At 30.5% G+C, this 16,676-nt stretch carries 12 protein-coding genes and 1 other annotated feature; of the genes, 11 read left to right on the forward strand and 1 reads right to left on the reverse strand.

Going from position 1 to position 16,676, the window contains the following annotated elements; all coding sequences use genetic code 11:
• Positions 1 to 13: 13 nt before the first annotated feature.
• Entirely contained in the window at positions 14 to 3,715 is a 3,702-nt protein-coding gene (locus BN2409_RS05320) for a cobaltochelatase subunit CobN (protein WP_053955616.1), read from the reverse strand.
• Between the two features lie 106 nt (positions 3,716 to 3,821).
• Here BN2409_RS05320 and BN2409_RS05325 point away from each other — a divergent pair, with 106 nt between their 5' ends.
• The 11 genes from BN2409_RS05325 to rlmB all read left to right on the forward strand — a co-directional run bounded on the left by BN2409_RS05325 (position 3,822) and on the right by rlmB (position 16,667).
• Entirely contained in the window at positions 3,822 to 4,850 is a 1,029-nt protein-coding gene (locus BN2409_RS05325; protein ID WP_053955617.1) for a magnesium chelatase ATPase subunit I, read from the forward strand.
• Positions 4,847 to 6,715: a magnesium chelatase subunit D family protein gene (locus BN2409_RS05330; RefSeq protein ID WP_053955618.1), complete on the forward strand. Its 1,869-nt coding sequence runs from the start codon at positions 4,847 to 4,849 to the stop codon at positions 6,713 to 6,715. The genes BN2409_RS05325 and BN2409_RS05330 overlap by 4 nt, the downstream gene beginning before the upstream one ends.
• A gap of 32 nt (positions 6,716 to 6,747) precedes the next feature.
• Positions 6,748 to 8,247: a YbaK/EbsC family protein gene (locus BN2409_RS05335; protein ID WP_053955619.1), complete on the forward strand. Its 1,500-nt coding sequence runs from the start codon at positions 6,748 to 6,750 to the stop codon at positions 8,245 to 8,247.
• A 93-nt stretch (positions 8,248 to 8,340) separates the two neighbouring features.
• Positions 8,341 to 9,819, forward strand: coding sequence for a glutamate--tRNA ligase (gene gltX / locus BN2409_RS05340; RefSeq protein ID WP_053955620.1), 1,479 nt, complete (start codon positions 8,341 to 8,343; stop codon positions 9,817 to 9,819).
• Positions 9,817 to 10,030 (forward strand) — a binding site (T-box leader). (Overlaps the previous gene by 3 nt.)
• Before the next feature lie 190 nt (positions 10,031 to 10,220).
• Positions 10,221 to 10,907 (forward strand): serine O-acetyltransferase, encoded by a 687-nt coding sequence (gene cysE / locus BN2409_RS05345; RefSeq protein WP_053955621.1) that lies wholly within the window; start codon positions 10,221 to 10,223, stop codon positions 10,905 to 10,907.
• Positions 10,894 to 12,288 carry a cysteine--tRNA ligase gene (cysS, locus tag BN2409_RS05350; RefSeq protein ID WP_053955622.1) on the forward strand — a complete coding sequence of 465 codons (1,395 nt, stop codon included), beginning with the start codon at positions 10,894 to 10,896 and terminating at the stop codon, positions 12,286 to 12,288. Before cysE ends, cysS begins: the two co-directional genes overlap by 14 nt.
• Positions 12,289 to 12,513: 225 nt before the next feature.
• Positions 12,514 to 14,169, forward strand: a complete 1,656-nt coding sequence (locus tag BN2409_RS05355; RefSeq protein ID WP_053955623.1) for a glutamine--tRNA ligase/YqeY domain fusion protein — start codon at positions 12,514 to 12,516, stop codon at positions 14,167 to 14,169.
• Positions 14,170 to 14,320: 151 nt separating this feature from the next.
• Positions 14,321 to 14,740 carry a Mini-ribonuclease 3 gene (locus tag BN2409_RS05360; protein ID WP_053955624.1) on the forward strand — a complete coding sequence of 140 codons (420 nt, stop codon included), beginning with the start codon at positions 14,321 to 14,323 and terminating at the stop codon, positions 14,738 to 14,740.
• A gap of 19 nt (positions 14,741 to 14,759) precedes the next feature.
• Positions 14,760 to 15,116 carry a hypothetical protein gene (locus BN2409_RS05365; protein ID WP_053955625.1) on the forward strand — a complete coding sequence of 119 codons (357 nt, stop codon included), beginning with the start codon at positions 14,760 to 14,762 and terminating at the stop codon, positions 15,114 to 15,116.
• 11 nt (positions 15,117 to 15,127) lie between these two features.
• Positions 15,128 to 15,889, forward strand: coding sequence for an FAD-dependent thymidylate synthase (thyX, locus tag BN2409_RS05370; protein ID WP_053955626.1), 762 nt, complete (start codon positions 15,128 to 15,130; stop codon positions 15,887 to 15,889).
• Between the two features lie 40 nt (positions 15,890 to 15,929).
• The gene (gene rlmB, locus BN2409_RS05375) at positions 15,930 to 16,667 is read left to right on the forward strand and encodes a 23S rRNA (guanosine(2251)-2'-O)-methyltransferase RlmB (RefSeq protein ID WP_053955627.1); all 738 of its coding nucleotides are present in this window, start codon (positions 15,930 to 15,932) and stop codon (positions 16,665 to 16,667) included.
• Positions 16,668 to 16,676: the final 9 nt, after the last annotated feature.

The following is a 16,676-nucleotide window of genomic DNA, read 5'->3' on the forward strand; positions in this document are numbered from 1 at the left end:
TAAAACTCTAGCTTTATCTATCCTCAATATCACCTTCTAGTTCTAAAAAGGATTTTTGAAGTTCGTAGATTTGGTGATCTTGAGCATTCCAATAACCCCTTTGATTATATTCAAGCATTTGTTTGATCATTTCAATATAAGCATAGGGATTGTTTTCTTGCAGTTTATTTTTTACAGAAGGATCTAATACATATTGGTTATAAAGTGAATCATATACCCATTGATTGATTTGATTTGTGGTAGCGGCTAGACCTTGGATGTTTTCAAATCTTTTGGCAATAGCTGAAGCACCATGATATTTATGTTTAAGCATTTCATCAATCCATTTTGGATTAAGAAGTCGAGTTCGAATACCTCTTTCTATTGATTTCTCAACTTTCTCAGTTTCTATGTATTCTGTTGTAGTATCAGAGATCAAAACTTCACTTTTTTGTCCTCTTGTGATTTCTACAGATTTGGATAACCCCCCAAAGAATTCATAATAATGATCTAAATCTACAATTTCATATTCATGATTATTTCTTACTTGTGATATTAATTCGATCATGGATAAATTTTTCTCATATAAATTTTTAAAATGTACACCATGATGATTTTTGCTATAAACATGCTTCATGCTATCTATAAAGTTTTTTCCTATTTCTAATTCTTCTTCCCAATTTTTTTCTTTGATCAAAGAAGTAACATTGGTTCCATATTCTGATTGACTAGGACCAAATATTCTAGATTGTGATAATTCCATAGCAGTATCTTTTTCATACCCTTCTTTTATCAATTCATCATATAATCTTTTTGTGTTTATATGAAAGTAATTGAGATTGTTTTCGTTTCCTAAATTATAGATAGCTTCGAAAATCTCATTTAAAATAATAATAATATTTTCAAACATATCTCTAAAAAATCCACATATATGAACTACAACGTCTATTCTAGGTCTGTTTAATTCTTTTATTGGAATAATCTCAAATTCAGGCTCCCACACATTATTATTTTCTTTCATTTTCACACCAAGATAATATAAAATTTGTCCTATGGTTTCTCCTTGACTACGACAAGTTTCTAAACCCCATAATATGACAGATGTAACCTTTGGATATTCTCCATGTAATTTTTTATATATATTTAAAGTGTTTTGTGCAATTTTTTGTCCTCTCATCATGGCAACATAAGATGGAACAAATCTACTATCAAATTGATACAAATTATAGCCAGAAGGTAATACATGAGGATTTTTTATAGGATCTCCTGCTATTTTAGCTTTTAGGTACTCTCCGTTTAAAATTTTTATAAGTCCTTGTCTTTCATGATTTTTACGTATTTGATTACAAATATCAAATCCATATTCAAAAGTTTCTTTGATTTCATTGCCATAGACTTGAATTAATTTTTTATCAAAGGAAGAATCAAAATGGATTTGATTGAAAATATGTTCCACTTCTTGATCTAGTAATTTTAGCTTGTGAATATTATTTTCATCTATGATTTGATCGTAGTCTAAGTTGTTTTTTTGCGCAACAATTCTTTTTAAAGATTTAATTTTTCCTCTATCATATTTAAGTAAAGACCATAAAAAATCTTTTAATTCTGTATTGGAATAAGATTTACCAAATACATGAAGGCCTTTTGGAATAAGGGATGACTTCATTTTATATAATTCTTTTTCAATCCATTCTAGATCTTTTTCAAGATGTAAAGCATCAGAGATTTTAAATATTTCTTTTAATAAATCCTTACAGGATGCAGGGGACATATGCAATGCTTCGTGATATTGTGCAATAAGGTCTTCAAGCTTTGTATATTCTTCATAAAGATTGGCTGTAGTAAAAATAGGAGGTTGATAACTTACTAAAACAGCATGAGATCTTCTTTTTGCAGTCATTGCTTCTGCTGGATTTCCACAATAATATAGATAAGCATGAGGAATATCTCCAATTAAATAATCAGAGTAGCAATTATGAGTCATTCCACATTCTTTTCCTGGTAAAAGCTCTAATGTACCATGAGTACCTACATGGAGGATAATATCTGCATGAAAATCATCTTGTAACCATTTATAAAAAGCTAAATATTGATGATGGGGTATGGCATATTTATCATGGTATAGATGACTGTCGTTGCTATTGCTTCCTTTTGAAGGCTGAAGTCCTATAAAAATATTTCCGTTTAAGATTCCAGGAATCAAAAAATCTTTTTCTTTACACATGACAGATCCAGGAGCATTGCCCCAATGGTCTATGACATCTTTTATAGGAGGAAAATCTTTTGAGCTTTCTATATATTTTTGGCTAGGATAATTAATATAGCTTTGTTTTTCATAATAATAGTGAGGAGAATTAACTAGCCCCTTGTTTAAAAATGTATCCATTAATTCTTCAGAGCTAAGGACATTTAATTGATAGTCTTCTTCTTTTAAAGTCTTTAAGATTTCAGAGATAGACTGAAAGGTATCTAAATATGCAGAATGAAAAAGATGATCTTCTCCAGGAGGGTAATTATAGCCTATAATAGCTATTTTTTTCTGAGAATTATTTTTCTTTTGAAGACTAACCCAATTTTTTACACGATGGACTAATTTTTCTACTCGTTCTTCCATACAATCTATTTCATTGAGTTGAATATTAAGATTAGGATCTAGTCCCTTTGGGTGGATTGCCCCCACAGGATACGTTTCTATTGCACCATCCATTTCAGGAAGCATAATAGATAGCATAAATTCAGAGCTATTGATTCGATCCTCTGAAGTTTTCCAATCATCTATAGTTGTTCTAGAAAGGAAAAAAGGGTGTAGTACAGGCACGTTTAATTCTTCAAATAAATCAACTATTTCTTCAGCATTTCCTCCCATTGGACCTGCCCCAATTCTAAAGGATAAGAAGCTTATGATGATACTCACCTTTTGATCATATGGATGAAGAAGTCTTTTGATTTCTTTAGGATCATTTCCGGATGTCTTTGTAAATCCTATAGGGACTATATTTCCTATGGATCTAAGTTTTTCTACTATTTTTTCAATGGCTGATGAACAATCATTGGGATAAGTATGTCCATAGAAGAATACTCCAATATTTGGTTTTTCGGGATTGTATCCATGCAGATTTGCATAAGAGAGATAATCATCATGAAATCGCCTGTTATAAGGATCACATATTCCAACATCCATAAGTTCAATAGGTTTTTGTGGAATAGAGATGGATGGATATCCTCCATAAAATTTAAGGAGTAAACAAATCATGCTTTCGAGTTGGTCTGGGGATGCATTTTTAAAATATTTTGCAATATGTGACATATTCCTTATATCTCTTAATCTTCCAGGAAGTACTTTTCCTAATTTTTCAGCCATAGATATCATTTTTTGTATTTTTTTCATATCGGGTTTTTTGTCAGACTTCATCATTTTATTATTGGGTTTAAAGCTTCCCAATTTCATAAAAGCTCTTCCAAAACCTCCTATGGGAATAACATGTCCATTGTAATTTTCTAGTGCATCATATACAGCTTCTACGATTGGTTTTGGACTACCCATTAAATCTATAATGATAGCATGGGAAGATAAAATATCTTCTTTTATAATTGATAATTTATCATCAGAAGAGGTTGAAGCAGCATAATAAAGTGCTACTTCTAAGGAGTCGTTGATTTGAGAATTTATTTTACTTAGTATAGAAGAAATATTTGAAATAACAGTTGTAGAAACAGTTAAAATACAAATTTTCATCAAAATAACCTCCATTCATCTATTTACTTTCAAACATTTACATTATATTCTAATATATGGGAATCATCAAGATGACCACATAGGATCGAAAAAGGAGAAAAGAACAATGAATAAAAAAATATATCCGTTTACAGCTATTGTAGGACAGGAAAAAATGAAAAAGGCTCTTATGCTTAATGTGATCAATCCTAAAATAGGGGGAGTGTTGATTCGAGGAGAAAAAGGAACAGCCAAATCCACAGCAGTGCGAGCTTTAGTAGAAGTGCTGCCAACAAAAGAGGTGGTAAAGGACTGTCCTTTTAATTGTGAACCCAATAAACAGAATGAAATCTGTGATGGATGCAAAGAAAAAATAAAACGCAATCAAATTTATACAGAAAGAAGAAGAATGAAAGTAATAGAGCTTCCAATTGGTTGTACAGAAGATCGTGCTATTGGAACATTAGATATTGAGCATGCTATTCAAACAGGAGAAAAGAAATTTGAAGCAGGTATTTTGGCGCAAGCCAATGGAAATTTACTTTATGTAGATGAGGTCAATTTATTAAATGATCATATTGTAGATGTTTTATTAGATGTGGCTGCTATGGGAGTCAATCATGTAGAGCGGGAAGGGGTATCTTATTCACATCCATCTCACTTTATTTTAATAGGAACTATGAATCCAGAGGAAGGAGATTTAAGACCTCAACTTCTGGATCGATTTGGACTTGTGGTAGATGTATTTGGAGAAAGAAATGTAGAGGATCGAGTAAGAGTGATTCAAAGAAGATTATTATTTGAAAAAGATCCTTATGAATTTATGGAAGTATATAAGGAAGAACAAATAAAGTTATCACAAAAAATTGAAAAAGCTAAAGACATATTAAATAAAGTACATATAGAAGATCAATTACTATCTTTGACAGCTGAAATTTCAATTGAATTAGGAGTAGATGGTCATCGTGCTGATATTACTATGATTAAAACTGCAAAAACTATAGCTGCCTTGAATAATAGAAAAGAAGTAAATCGGGAGGATATTTTGGAAGCTGCTGAGTTTGTTTTGCCCCATAGAATGAGAACTCTACCTTTTGAAGAAGGTGTACTTAATAAGGAGTCTTTGAAAAAGTGGATAGAGGGAGAAAATCTATGAACAAAAGGACATATCCATTTACAGCAATTGTAGGAATGGAAGAAGTAAAAAAGGCTTTGATTCTTAATATGATCCATCCACAAATTGGAGGAGTTTTACTAGCAGGCGAAAAGGGTACTGCAAAATCAACGATTGTAAGAGCACTAGGACAATTGATGGGAAATAAGAAAGTTATTACACTACCTTTGGGAACTACAGAAGATCGACTAATAGGAAGTATCAACATGAAAGATGCTATGACAAAGGGAGTTAAAAACTTTGAATCAGGAATATTAGCAAAAGCTCATAATAATATTTTATATGTGGATGAAGTGAATTTATTATCCGAAACACTAACCAATACGATTTTAGATGTAGCATCATCTAAAATAAATAAAGTAGAAAGAGAAGGTATTTCTTATAGTCATCCTTGTGAATTTATTTTAATAGGAACTATGAATCCAGAAGAAGGAAATTTAAAACCTCAATTGTTAGATCGATTTGGACTATATGTAGAGGTAAAAGGAGAAAAAGACAAAGAAAATAGAGTTGAAATTATAAAAAGAAGATTAGAATATGAAAAAAACCCAAATATTTTTTATGATCAATTTTTAAAATCAGAAAGAATATTAAAGAATCATATTGTAAATGCTCAAAAAAAATTGAAAGACATATGTATTTCTAATGAAATTTTAAAAAAGATTGCAAGAATCAATATAGAAGGAAATACAGCAGGACATAGAGGTGATTTGGCTGTATCAATGGCTGCATTCGCTCATGCTGCATATTGTAATAAAGATCAAGTAGAGTTTGAAGATGTAAAAGAAGTGATTTCTATGTCTTTAGAGCATAGACTAAGAACACCTCCTAAAAAGAAAAAAGAGGATAGGGACGATCTTAATAATCAAAATTCAAAATCTCATTCAGAGAATTATGATCATAACTTAAAAAATGATAAAGATAGACCTATAGATTGGGGTAAAGATTTATCTAGTGATGAGGATGAATGTGAATGCAATCCTTCATCTATAGAAAAAGAATTTCATATTGGACATGTATTTGATGCTAGTGGTATCATGAAAAGTATTCAAGATGGAAAAACAAGAAAAAATGGAAGTGGAAGAAGAAGTAAAACAAAAATATCTTCTCATATAGGTAGATATATTGGATATAAAATTCCAAAGGGAAAAATAAACGATATTGCACTAGATGCGACTCTTCGGGCTGCAGCTCCATATCAAAAGCTAAGAGAAAAAAATGGGATGGCTTTTATTATTAAAAAAGAAGATATTCGAGAGAAAATAAGAGAACAAAGAGTTGGAAATACCATTTTATTTTTAGTAGACGCTAGTGGGTCTATGGGAATCGAAAAAAGAATGGTAGAATCTAAAGCCGCTATTTTGTCTTTGTTAAAAGATGCTTACCAAAAAAGAGATACGGTAGGAATGATGACCTTTAGAGGAGAAGAGGCATCTGTAATATTGCCACCTACTAGAAGTGTAGAGCTTGCTTACAAGTATTTAAAGGATATAAAAGTAGGAGGAAAAACACCTTTATCATTAGGACTTACAAAGAGTGTAGAATATATCAATCATTTGAAAGTAAAAAACCGAGAAATTATGCCAATGATTGTTATCTTATCAGATGGGCGTGGAAATGTTTCTATGAAAGGGAAAGATCCTTTGCAAGAAATTTTAGATATAGCAAAAAAATTTAAAAATGAAAAAATTAAATTTATAGTAGTAGATACAGAAACTGGTTTTTTAAGATTAGGACTTGCCAAAAGATTAAGCGATACTCTTTTAGGGGATTATTTTAAGTTAGACGATATAAGTCATAAGGGTTTAGAACAAGTGATTCGATCATCTTCGATCATTGGATATTAAGTATTAAAATTTTATAAAAAGAAGGGGAGTCTATGGAACTATCTAATGTATATGTGCATACTTATAAAGAAATTACTTCTGAAGTAGAAAAAATATCAGAAAGAAATCTCATAAAAGCAGGAATGCTTCAAAAAATATCAGGAGCATATGCTTATTTACCATTAGGACATAAAATGTTAACTCGTATTCAAGAACAAGCTAAAAAAGTCTTAGAACAAAACGGATTTGAAGAAATATTGTTTTTAGGAAATCAAGATGGTTTTTTAAAAAAAGTAAAAAAAGGTATGAAAAAAGATAAAGTATTTTTTTATCAAGTAGAACAAATGGTTCCTTCTAGAGAAAATAAAAGGGGAAGTCTTTTTATAAAGGGAGAAGTAGTGTATAAAGATGTGAAAGAAATAAAAAAAGATTTTTTCTTTATTGAAGATTTATGCAATGAGGTGTTAAGAATATGTGGATTAAATGGAGAGAAAATAAAAGATATCCACAATCAGGAGGATATTCTTTCATCTATTATAGGAATACCTTCAGAAGAAGGAAAAGAAAATATAGTTTCTTGTTCATGTGGATATAAAGCAACTCAAAGATATGCGCCTTGTAAAAAAGAAAGTTTTGAAAATGAAGTAGAGTTTTCTTTGGAAAAAGTATATACTCCAGATGTAAAAACAATTGATCAGCTTACAAAGTTTTTAGGAATTACTTCTAAGAAATTAATAAAATGTCTTTTGTTAAAAAATCAAAAAAACTTTATAGCAGCTTTTGTAAGAGGAGATCGAGAACTAAATTTAGCAAAATTAGAAAAAACTTTAGGATTTTCTCACAAGGAGCTTGTATTTTTAAAAGAAGAAGAAGTGGAAACATTAACTCATGCAAAGGTCGGTTTTGCAGGACCCATAGGGCTTGAGAATACAATTATTGTAGTAGATTATGAAGTAACTCATATGAAAAATGCAGTAGCAGGAGCCAATGAAACAGATTTTCATATAAAAAATATAAATTACGGAAGAGATTTTAAGGCCGATTACATATTAGATATAAAAAATATAGAACAAGGAGATTCTTGTGTAAATTGTGGGGAAGATATTAGTGTATATCCATATATGGAAATGGCAAGAATTGAAAAAGAGAAAGATAAAATTTCTTTTTCATTAGATATTACATCTATATTATCTGGGATAGCTTCTATCTATTATGATGAATATGGATTGACATGGCCTATTTCTTTGTCTTTTTATCCTATCATCCTATCTATTTTAAATATGAAGGATCAAGAGCAAGTTGATTTTGCAAATCAAATATATGAAAAATTAAAGGGAAAAAATATAGAAGTACTTTTAGATGATCGAAATGAAAAGATAGGAGTAAAATTTCAGGATGCAGAGCTTTTAGGAATTCCTATTCAGATAATAGTAGGAAGAGGTGCGAAAGATCATATTGTGGAATATAAGATACGGACAAAAGAATATAAAAAAGAGTTTGTATACAATGAATTGTTTTCTCAAATACAAAAAGATTTACAAGATGATATGTAAAAAAGAGAAAAAGTATAAAATGTATTTTCTTGATTCTAAAACTTTTTTTCGATATAATGAATGAATACAAGGAGTGTAATAGGAGGTAAGATTATGACAGTAAGAGTTAGATTTGCACCAAGTCCTACAGGATTTGTACATATAGGAAGCTTAAGAACTGCTCTTTATAACTATTTATTTGCAAAACAACAAGGTGGTAAATATATTTTAAGAGTAGAAGATACGGATCGAACAAGATATGTAGAAGGAGCTATTGAAAACATGATCAATGCTCTAAAATGGGCAGGGGTTGAACATGATGAGGGAGTTGTTTTAGAAAATGGAAAGCTCACTCAAAAAGGAGAATATGGTCCTTATATACAATCTGAAAGACTTGATATTTATAAAAAATATGTAGATGAATTAATAGAAAAAGGACATGCTTATTATTGTTTTTGTTCTAAGGAAAGACTGGATGCAGTAAGAGAAGAGCAAAAAAATAATGGACAAACTCCAAAATATGATGGTCATTGCAGAGATATTTCTATAGAAGAAGCGAAAAAACGCATTGAAGCTGGAGAAGAATATGTCATTCGTCTAAAACTTCCTTATGATTATAATATAAGTTTTTATGATGTGATTAGAGGAAATGTAGTAGTGAATACGAATGATTTAGATGATCAAGTTCTTATGAAGACAGATGGATTTCCAACCTATCATTTTGCAGTAGTGATTGATGATCATTTAATGGAAATCACTCATGTAATCAGAGGAGAAGAATGGATCATTTCTACTCCAAAGCATGTATATCTATATGAAGTATTTGGATGGGAAGCACCTAAATTTGTACATCTTCCAAATATATTGAATAAAGATCGAAAAAAATTAAGCAAGAGACAAGGAGATGTGGCAGCAGAAGACTTTAGAAAAAAAGGATATCTTCCACAAGGACTTGTAAATTATTTAGCTTTGGTAGGATGGAGTCCTGAAGACAATCAAGAAATTTTTTCTATGGAAGAATTAATAGAAAAATTCTCACTAGAGAGAGTATCTAAAAGTGGTGGAGTATTTGATGTTGACAAACTAAATTGGATCAATAGTCATTATATGAAGGAAGCTTCTTCTGAAGAATTAGTAAAGATATGTATTCCTTATTTAATAGAAGAAGGATATATTAAAGAAGAAGAGATAGATGAAAAATATGAATGGCTTAAGGATATGGTAACTGTTTTAAAAGAACGTATTGCTTATGGAAAAGAAATTGTGGATAAGGTGGATATCTTCTTTAAAACAGAAATTCATCCACAAGATGAAGAAGCGAAAGAAATATTAAAATTAGAACATCTTCCTCATTTGCTTGAAGTCTTTAAAGAAAAGGTAGAAATAGCAGACAATATTGATGAAGTATTTGGGAAAAAAGTATTTAAAGAAATACAAAAAGAAACTGGATACAAAGGGAAAAATCTTTTTATGCCTATTCGTGTAGCTTTAACAGGAGAAGTACATGGACCAGATCTTCCTCTTATGATTAAAGTTTTAGGGAAACAAAATATTTTATCTCGCATAGAATATGTAATAAAAAATTTATTATAAAATGCATGGATTAGGAGAGTAAGTTTAAAAAATCTGACAGAGAAAAGCTATCATAGGCTGAAAGTAGCTTAAGTATTTTTTAAACCCAAGTGCACCTAGGAGCAGCTGTCCGAAAATAAGTAGGAACAGACGACTTGCCTCGTTATAGGCAAAAAAGCTGAAGGAATGATCCTTAAGCAGAGTGGAACCGCGAAAAAACTTCGTCTCTGTACAGAGACGAGGTTTTTTACTTTTTGGGAAATTATATAAATGAATAAGTTATGGATAACTTTAGAAAGAAAGATTTTCATCAAATTTTAAGCAACGGAAATTTTGAATGCAATGAAAGAATTTCGTTGGCGATATGAGTAGTTCCGATAGGAACATGCGAATTTTTTATTTGTTAGAAAGGAGAATGGGCTATGATAAAATTCATCAAACAAATTAATGAAGACATACAAGCGGTTTTAGACAGAGATCCTGCTGCAAGAAGTAAAATAGAAGTACTTCTTTGTTACCCATCTATTCATAGTATTATCAGTCATAGGATTGCCCATGGCTTATACAAGAGGGGATTTGTAGTTCTAGCAAGACTCATTTCACAAATTAGCAGATTTTTTACAGGAATAGAGATTCATCCAGGAGCGACTATCGGAAAAAGATTATTTATAGACCATGGAATGGGTGTTGTCATTGGGGAGACTGCTGAAGTGGGAAATGATGTGACTATTTATCAAGGAGCTACTTTAGGAGGCACAGGAAAAGAAAAAGGAAAAAGGCATCCTACTATTGGGGATAATGTAGTGATTAGTAGTGGAGCCAAAGTATTAGGACCTTTTAAAGTAGGAGATAACTCTAAAATAGGTTCAGGATCTGTAGTATTAAAAGAAGTACCTCCTAATTGTACAGTAGTAGGTGTTCCTGGTAGAATAGTGGTAAAGGATAATGTGAAAATTAGAAGTATGCATAAACCAGAGATTGATTTAGATCAGGTTCATCTTCCAGATCCAATTATGCAGGAGTTAGATTGTTTATTTAAAAGAATTAGTGTTTTAGAGAAACAAATTATGAAAACTCAGGAAGGGGAAAGAAAAGATGAAAATTTATAATACACTTACAAGAAAAAAGGAAGAATTTATTCCTATAGATGAAAAGGAAGTAAAAATATATGCTTGTGGACCAACTGTTTATAATTATTTTCATATAGGAAATGCAAGACCTTTTGTAGTATTTGACACTTTAAGAAGATACCTTGAATATAGAGGATATAAAGTAAAGTTTGTACAAAATTTTACAGATGTAGACGATAAAATTATAAATAGAGGAAAAGAAGAAGGAATTACTCCTAGTGAAGTAAGTGAAAAATATATAAAAGAGTATTTTAAAGATGCGCAAAGCATTGGAGTAAAAAAAGCGGATATTCATCCAAAAGTAACAGAAACTATGGATGACATTATAAAGTTTGTACATGATCTTGTGAAAAAAGGATATGCCTATGAAGTAAAAGGAGATGTATATTTTGATACTTCAAAATTTGAAGAATATGGGAAATTATCAAAACAAAGTATTGAAGATTTAGAAGCAGGAGCAAGAATAGAAGTAAATGATATCAAAAAAAGTCCTATGGATTTTGCTCTGTGGAAAAGTCAGAAGGTAGGAGAAATTGCTTGGGATAGTCCATGGGGAAAAGGAAGACCAGGTTGGCATATAGAGTGCTCTGTTATGGCTACTAAATATTTAGGAGAGACTATAGATATTCATGGAGGAGGACAAGATTTGATTTTTCCTCATCATGAAAATGAAATTGCACAAAGTGAAGCTTGTACTGGAAAACCATTTGCAAGATATTGGATGCATAATGGATATATTACAATCAATAATGAAAAAATGTCTAAGTCAAAAGGAAATTTCTTTACAGTAAGAGATATTATAAAAGATTTTGATGGAGAAGTAGTGAGATTCTTTTTATTATCTGCTCAATATAGAAATCCTATTAACTTTAGTAGAGAATTAATGGAGCAAGGAAAGAGTGGACTAGAAAGATTGTATCATGCTAAAAATAATTTAAAACATCTTCTAGATCATGCAAAAGGAAATATAAGTGAAGAAGAAAAAGAAATATTTAAAGGATATGAAAAACATAAAGAAAAATTTATAAGTTCAATGGATGATGATTTGAATACTGCTGATGCTATAGCTTCTGTATTTGAGTTGGTAAAAGAACTAAATTCTACTATGAATGTAGATCATTCAAAAGAATTTATACAAAAGAGCTATGATTTATTTATGGAACTTGTAGGAGTACTTGGTCTTTTACAAAAAGAAGAAGAAAGTTTAGATGAAGAAATAGAAAAATTAGTAAAAGATAGACAAGAAGCAAGAAAAAATAAAAATTTTGCATTAGCAGATCAAATTCGAGATGAGTTAAAAGAAAGAGGCATTATTTTAGAAGATACTCCTCAAGGAGTAAAATGGCATATTCAAAAATAAATGAATACTAAAAACGGTTACTTTATATTGATCACAAAGTCATAAAATTCTTCACTAATTTTTATGACTTTGTTACAATATACTTTGCCAATATATAGTTTGAATACAATATAATAATATAGAATAAGTTTTAGTATTTTTGAAATATCTATAAGAATGAGTTATAATTATACCTAAAAAAGAAAAAAATGTGATAAAGGAAAGAATCAGAAAGGTTGTGTATCAATGGATAACCATACTCCATCAAATTTTATTAAAAATATTATTGTGGATGATTTAAAAACCGGAAAACATAAAGAGATCGTTACTCGTTTTCCACCAGAACCTAACGGATACTTACATATTGGTCATGCAAAATCAATTTGCTTAAATTTCGGATTAGCAGATGAATTTAAAGGAAAAACAAATTTACGCTTTGATGATACCAACCCAGTCAAAGAAGATACAGAATATGTAGAATCTATCAAAGAAGATGTAAAATGGTTGGGATTTGAATGGGATGATTTGTATTTTGCATCGGATTATTTTGATGAAATGTATAAAAGAGCGATCCTTCTTATCGAAAAAGGAAAAGCTTATGTATGTGATTTATCAGCAGAAGAAATAAGAGCATATAGAGGAACTTTGAAAGAACCGGGAAAAGAAAGCCCATATAGAAATAGATCTGTAGAGGAAAATTTAAATTTATTTGAGAAAATGAAGGCTGGAGAATTTAAAGATGGAGAAAAAGTATTAAGAGCCAAAATTGATATGGCATCTCCTAATTTAAATATGAGAGATCCAGTTATTTATAGAATTGCTCATGCTACACATCACAATACACAAGATAAATGGTGCATTTATCCTATGTATGACTTTGCACATCCAATAGAAGATGCCATTGAAGGAATTACTCATTCTATTTGTACATTAGAATTTGAAGATCACAGACCTTTATATGATTGGGTGGTAAGAGAATGTGAAATGGAGAGCATTCCACAGCAAATTGAATTTGCAAGACTAGATATGACAAATACGGTAATGAGCAAAAGAAAATTAAAACAGCTTGTAGATGAAGGATATGTAGATGGATGGGATGATCCTAGAATGCCTACTGTTTCAGGACTTAGAAGAAGAGGATTTACTCCAGAATCTATTAGAAATTTTGCAAAGGAAATAGGAGTATCTAAAAGTAATAGTACAGTAGATTATCAAATGCTAGAACATTTTATTAGAGAAGATTTAAAATTAAAAGCTCCAAGAACTATGGGTGTATTAAGACCTCTTAAAGTAGTGATTACAAATTATCCTGCTGATCAAGTAGAAATGTTAGATGCAGAGAACAATCCAGAAAATCTAGAAATGGGAGTAAGAAAAATTCCTTTTTCAAGAGAAATATATATTGAACAAGAGGATTTTATGGAAAATCCTCCTAAAAAATATTTCAGATTATTTCCAGGAAACGAAGTAAGATTAAAACATGCTTATTTTATTACATGTAATGAAGTGATTAAAGATGAAAATGGAGAGGTTACAGAAATTCATTGTACTTATGATCCTAAGACAAAAAGTGGAACAGGATTTACAGAGAGAAAAGTAAAAGGAACTATTCATTGGGTAGATGCAAAAAATGCTATTCCTGCTGAATTTAGACTTTATGAGCCTCTTATTTTAGATGAAGATCTAACAGATGAGAAGACATTTTTAGAGTGTGTCAATCCAAATTCATTAGAAATACTAAATGGATTCGTAGAGCCTAATATGAAAGAAGTAAAAGGACAAGATAAGTTTCAATTTTTTAGACATGGATATTTTAATGTAGATCCTAAATATACCACAAATGAAAAGATTGTATTTAATCGAATTGTATCCTTAAAAAGTTCTTTTAAGATGAATAAATAAAAAAATCCCCATCTAAAGATGGGGATTTGAGTTTGTAATTGTAATAAAAAGCAATTATTTCCCGAGAAATAATGAAAAGATGAAAACAGCTTTTATCATGTCTAAAATTATAGTATGATTGAGTAGAGAATAAAAAAAGGTAGGGTTATAGATGAAAAAAAACTTTTTTGATGAAGAGATTTGTGAACAAGAAATTGGATTGATTCCCCCTTTGGTATTGGCTTATATAGGGGATGCAGTATATGAGGTGTATATTAGACAATACGCCATCCATCATTGTAAAAAAAATGTCAATGATCTTCATAAGATGAGTACAAAATTTGTACAAGCAAAAGCACAAGCTAAAATTGTACATGTTTTAGAGGAAGAATTAAGTGAAGAGGAATGGATAATGGTTAAAAAAGGAAGAAATCAAAAGTCAAGTTCAGTTCCTAAAAATGCATGTCTTACAGATTATAAATATGCTACAGGATTTGAAACTTTGATTGGATACCTATATCTAAGTAAAAATATAAATAGACTAGAAGAAGTTATTCAAAGAGGAATAGAAATTATAGAAGAATCACTATAATTGAAAGAGGGTGTAGTGTTTGACCAAAAGGGAAAAATACATGCTTTATGTGATTCCTGTTCTTTTTGTTGTATTAATATGTAAATCTTTATTTTTAGATGAAGTGAAAGTTAGTGGAGACGCTTTGCAATTTAAAAATTTTGTAGAAACAATAGTGGAAAATGATAAAAGATATAATGGACCATTCAAAGAAATAGGAATTGCTCATTATAAAGTTGTATCTATTAAAAAAATAAAGGATACAGGAACATCTGTAATTTCTAATGGAAAAGAAAATATAAAGATTGCAGGTGCTTATGAGGGAAAAGTAAGAGGATATTTATTGTATATATTTCCTTATAAAGAATTTCGTATCAAAAGCAATTGGAAAAAATAAGGAGGAACAAAATGAAAGTAGAACTTATTCAATATACACCAGAGCCAGAAAAAGTGGTATCAGCAGCAGCAAAACTTTGTTATTCAAAAGTAGGCGTGGATGAAATTATGAAAGATTTAACAGATGAAAAAATAAGTAAATTTTTAAATATGTTAATGGGACTTGGGCATACATCCACTATTGAGCATGTAAATTTTACTTTTGCAGCAGAAGGAGTGAGTAGAGTACTTACTCACCAACTCGTAAGACATAGAATTGCATCTTATTCACAACAATCTCAAAGATATGTAAAACTAGATCAATTTGAATATATTATTCCTCCAAGTATAGAGGACATTCCTGAGGCAAAGAAAATGTTTATAGAAGCTATGGAAGAGGATCAAAGAAAATATAATGAACTAGTAAAAATTCTTCAAAAACAACATTTTGAGAATTTATTACAAAGTGGAAAATCAGAAAAAGAAGCAAAAAGATCATCAGAAAAAATGGCCATTGAAGATAGTAGATATGTATTTCCCAATGCCTGTGAAACAAAAATTGTATTCACAATGAATGCAAGAACTCTTTTGAATTTCTTTCATCATAGATGCTGTGAAAGAGCACAATGGGAAATTAGAGAATTAGCAACACAAATGTTAAAGCTTGTAAAACAAGTAGCTCCTACTCTTTTTAAATACGCAGGACCCGGGTGTTTGTATAAAACTTGTCCTGAAGGAAAAATGAGTTGTGGAAAAGCCGAAGAAGTAAGGGAGAAGTTTCATACATTATCATAAACTGGGTAAAATAAATGAAAATGATAAAAAGAGGTGTATTATGCTAGATAAAATAGAAGGAAGAAATCCAGTAATAGAAGTGTTAAAAGCAGATAGAGAAATAGATAAGATTATGATTTTAAAAGGGGCAGAAGGGTCTGCAAAAAAGATTATAGGTATGGCAAAGGATAAAAACATAGTGATTTCATATGTAGAAAAGCAAAAGCTTGATCAAATTTCAGAGTCTCATGCTCATCAAGGGGTAATTGCTTTTGTGGCAGCACATAAATATTCTGATTTAGAAGATATTTTTAAGAAAGCAGAAGAAAAAGGTGAAGATCCTTTTATTATTATTTTAGATGAAATCACAGATCCTCATAATCTAGGTTCTATCATAAGAACTGCAAATGCATCAGGTGCCCATGGAATCATCATTCCTAAAAGAAGAGCAGTAGGACTTACAGGTGTTGTTGCAAAAACCTCTGCTGGAGCTATTGAATATGTTCCTGTATGTAAGGTATCTAATATTGCTCAAACAATAGATTCACTAAAGGATAAGGGAGTATGGATAGCAGGAGCAGATATGGATGGAAAGAAAAAATATCATGAAGAAAATTTAACGGGAAGTATTGCTTTAGTGATTGGAAGTGAAGGAAAAGGAATTTCAAGACTCATAAAAGAAAAGTGTGATTTTTTAGTCAATATACCTATGAAAGGAGAAGTTAGCTCTTTGAATGCATCCATTGCAGCTTCTATACTTATGTATGAAGTAGCTAGACAAAGAGAGGGGAAAGAATAAGGTGAGTAA

This window comes from Inediibacterium massiliense (genome assembly GCF_001282725.1).
Taxonomy (GTDB): Bacteria; Bacillota; Clostridia; order Peptostreptococcales; family Thermotaleaceae; genus Anaerophilus; species Anaerophilus massiliensis.

Bases quoted from the DNA above. Each gene is read 5' to 3' on its own strand.
- BN2409_RS05360 (WP_053955624.1), top strand. From the start codon at position 14,321: ATGAAAAAAAACTTTTTTGATGAAGAGATTTGTGAACAAGAAATTGGA.
- rlmB (WP_053955627.1), top strand. From the start codon at position 15,930: ATGCTAGATAAAATAGAAGGAAGAAATCCAGTAATAGAAGTGTTAAAA.
- BN2409_RS05355 (WP_053955623.1), top strand. From the start codon at position 12,514: ATGGATAACCATACTCCATCAAATTTTATTAAAAATATTATTGTGGAT.
- thyX (WP_053955626.1), top strand. From the start codon at position 15,128: ATGAAAGTAGAACTTATTCAATATACACCAGAGCCAGAAAAAGTGGTA.
- BN2409_RS05325 (WP_053955617.1), top strand. From the start codon at position 3,822: ATGAATAAAAAAATATATCCGTTTACAGCTATTGTAGGACAGGAAAAA.
- BN2409_RS05330 (WP_053955618.1), top strand. From the start codon at position 4,847: ATGAACAAAAGGACATATCCATTTACAGCAATTGTAGGAATGGAAGAA.
- gltX (WP_053955620.1), top strand. From the start codon at position 8,341: ATGACAGTAAGAGTTAGATTTGCACCAAGTCCTACAGGATTTGTACAT.
- BN2409_RS05335 (WP_053955619.1), top strand. From the start codon at position 6,748: ATGGAACTATCTAATGTATATGTGCATACTTATAAAGAAATTACTTCT.
- cysS (WP_053955622.1), top strand. From the start codon at position 10,894: ATGAAAATTTATAATACACTTACAAGAAAAAAGGAAGAATTTATTCCT.
- BN2409_RS05320 (WP_053955616.1), bottom strand. From the start codon at position 3,715: ATGAAAATTTGTATTTTAACTGTTTCTACAACTGTTATTTCAAATATT.
- cysE (WP_053955621.1), top strand. From the start codon at position 10,221: ATGATAAAATTCATCAAACAAATTAATGAAGACATACAAGCGGTTTTA.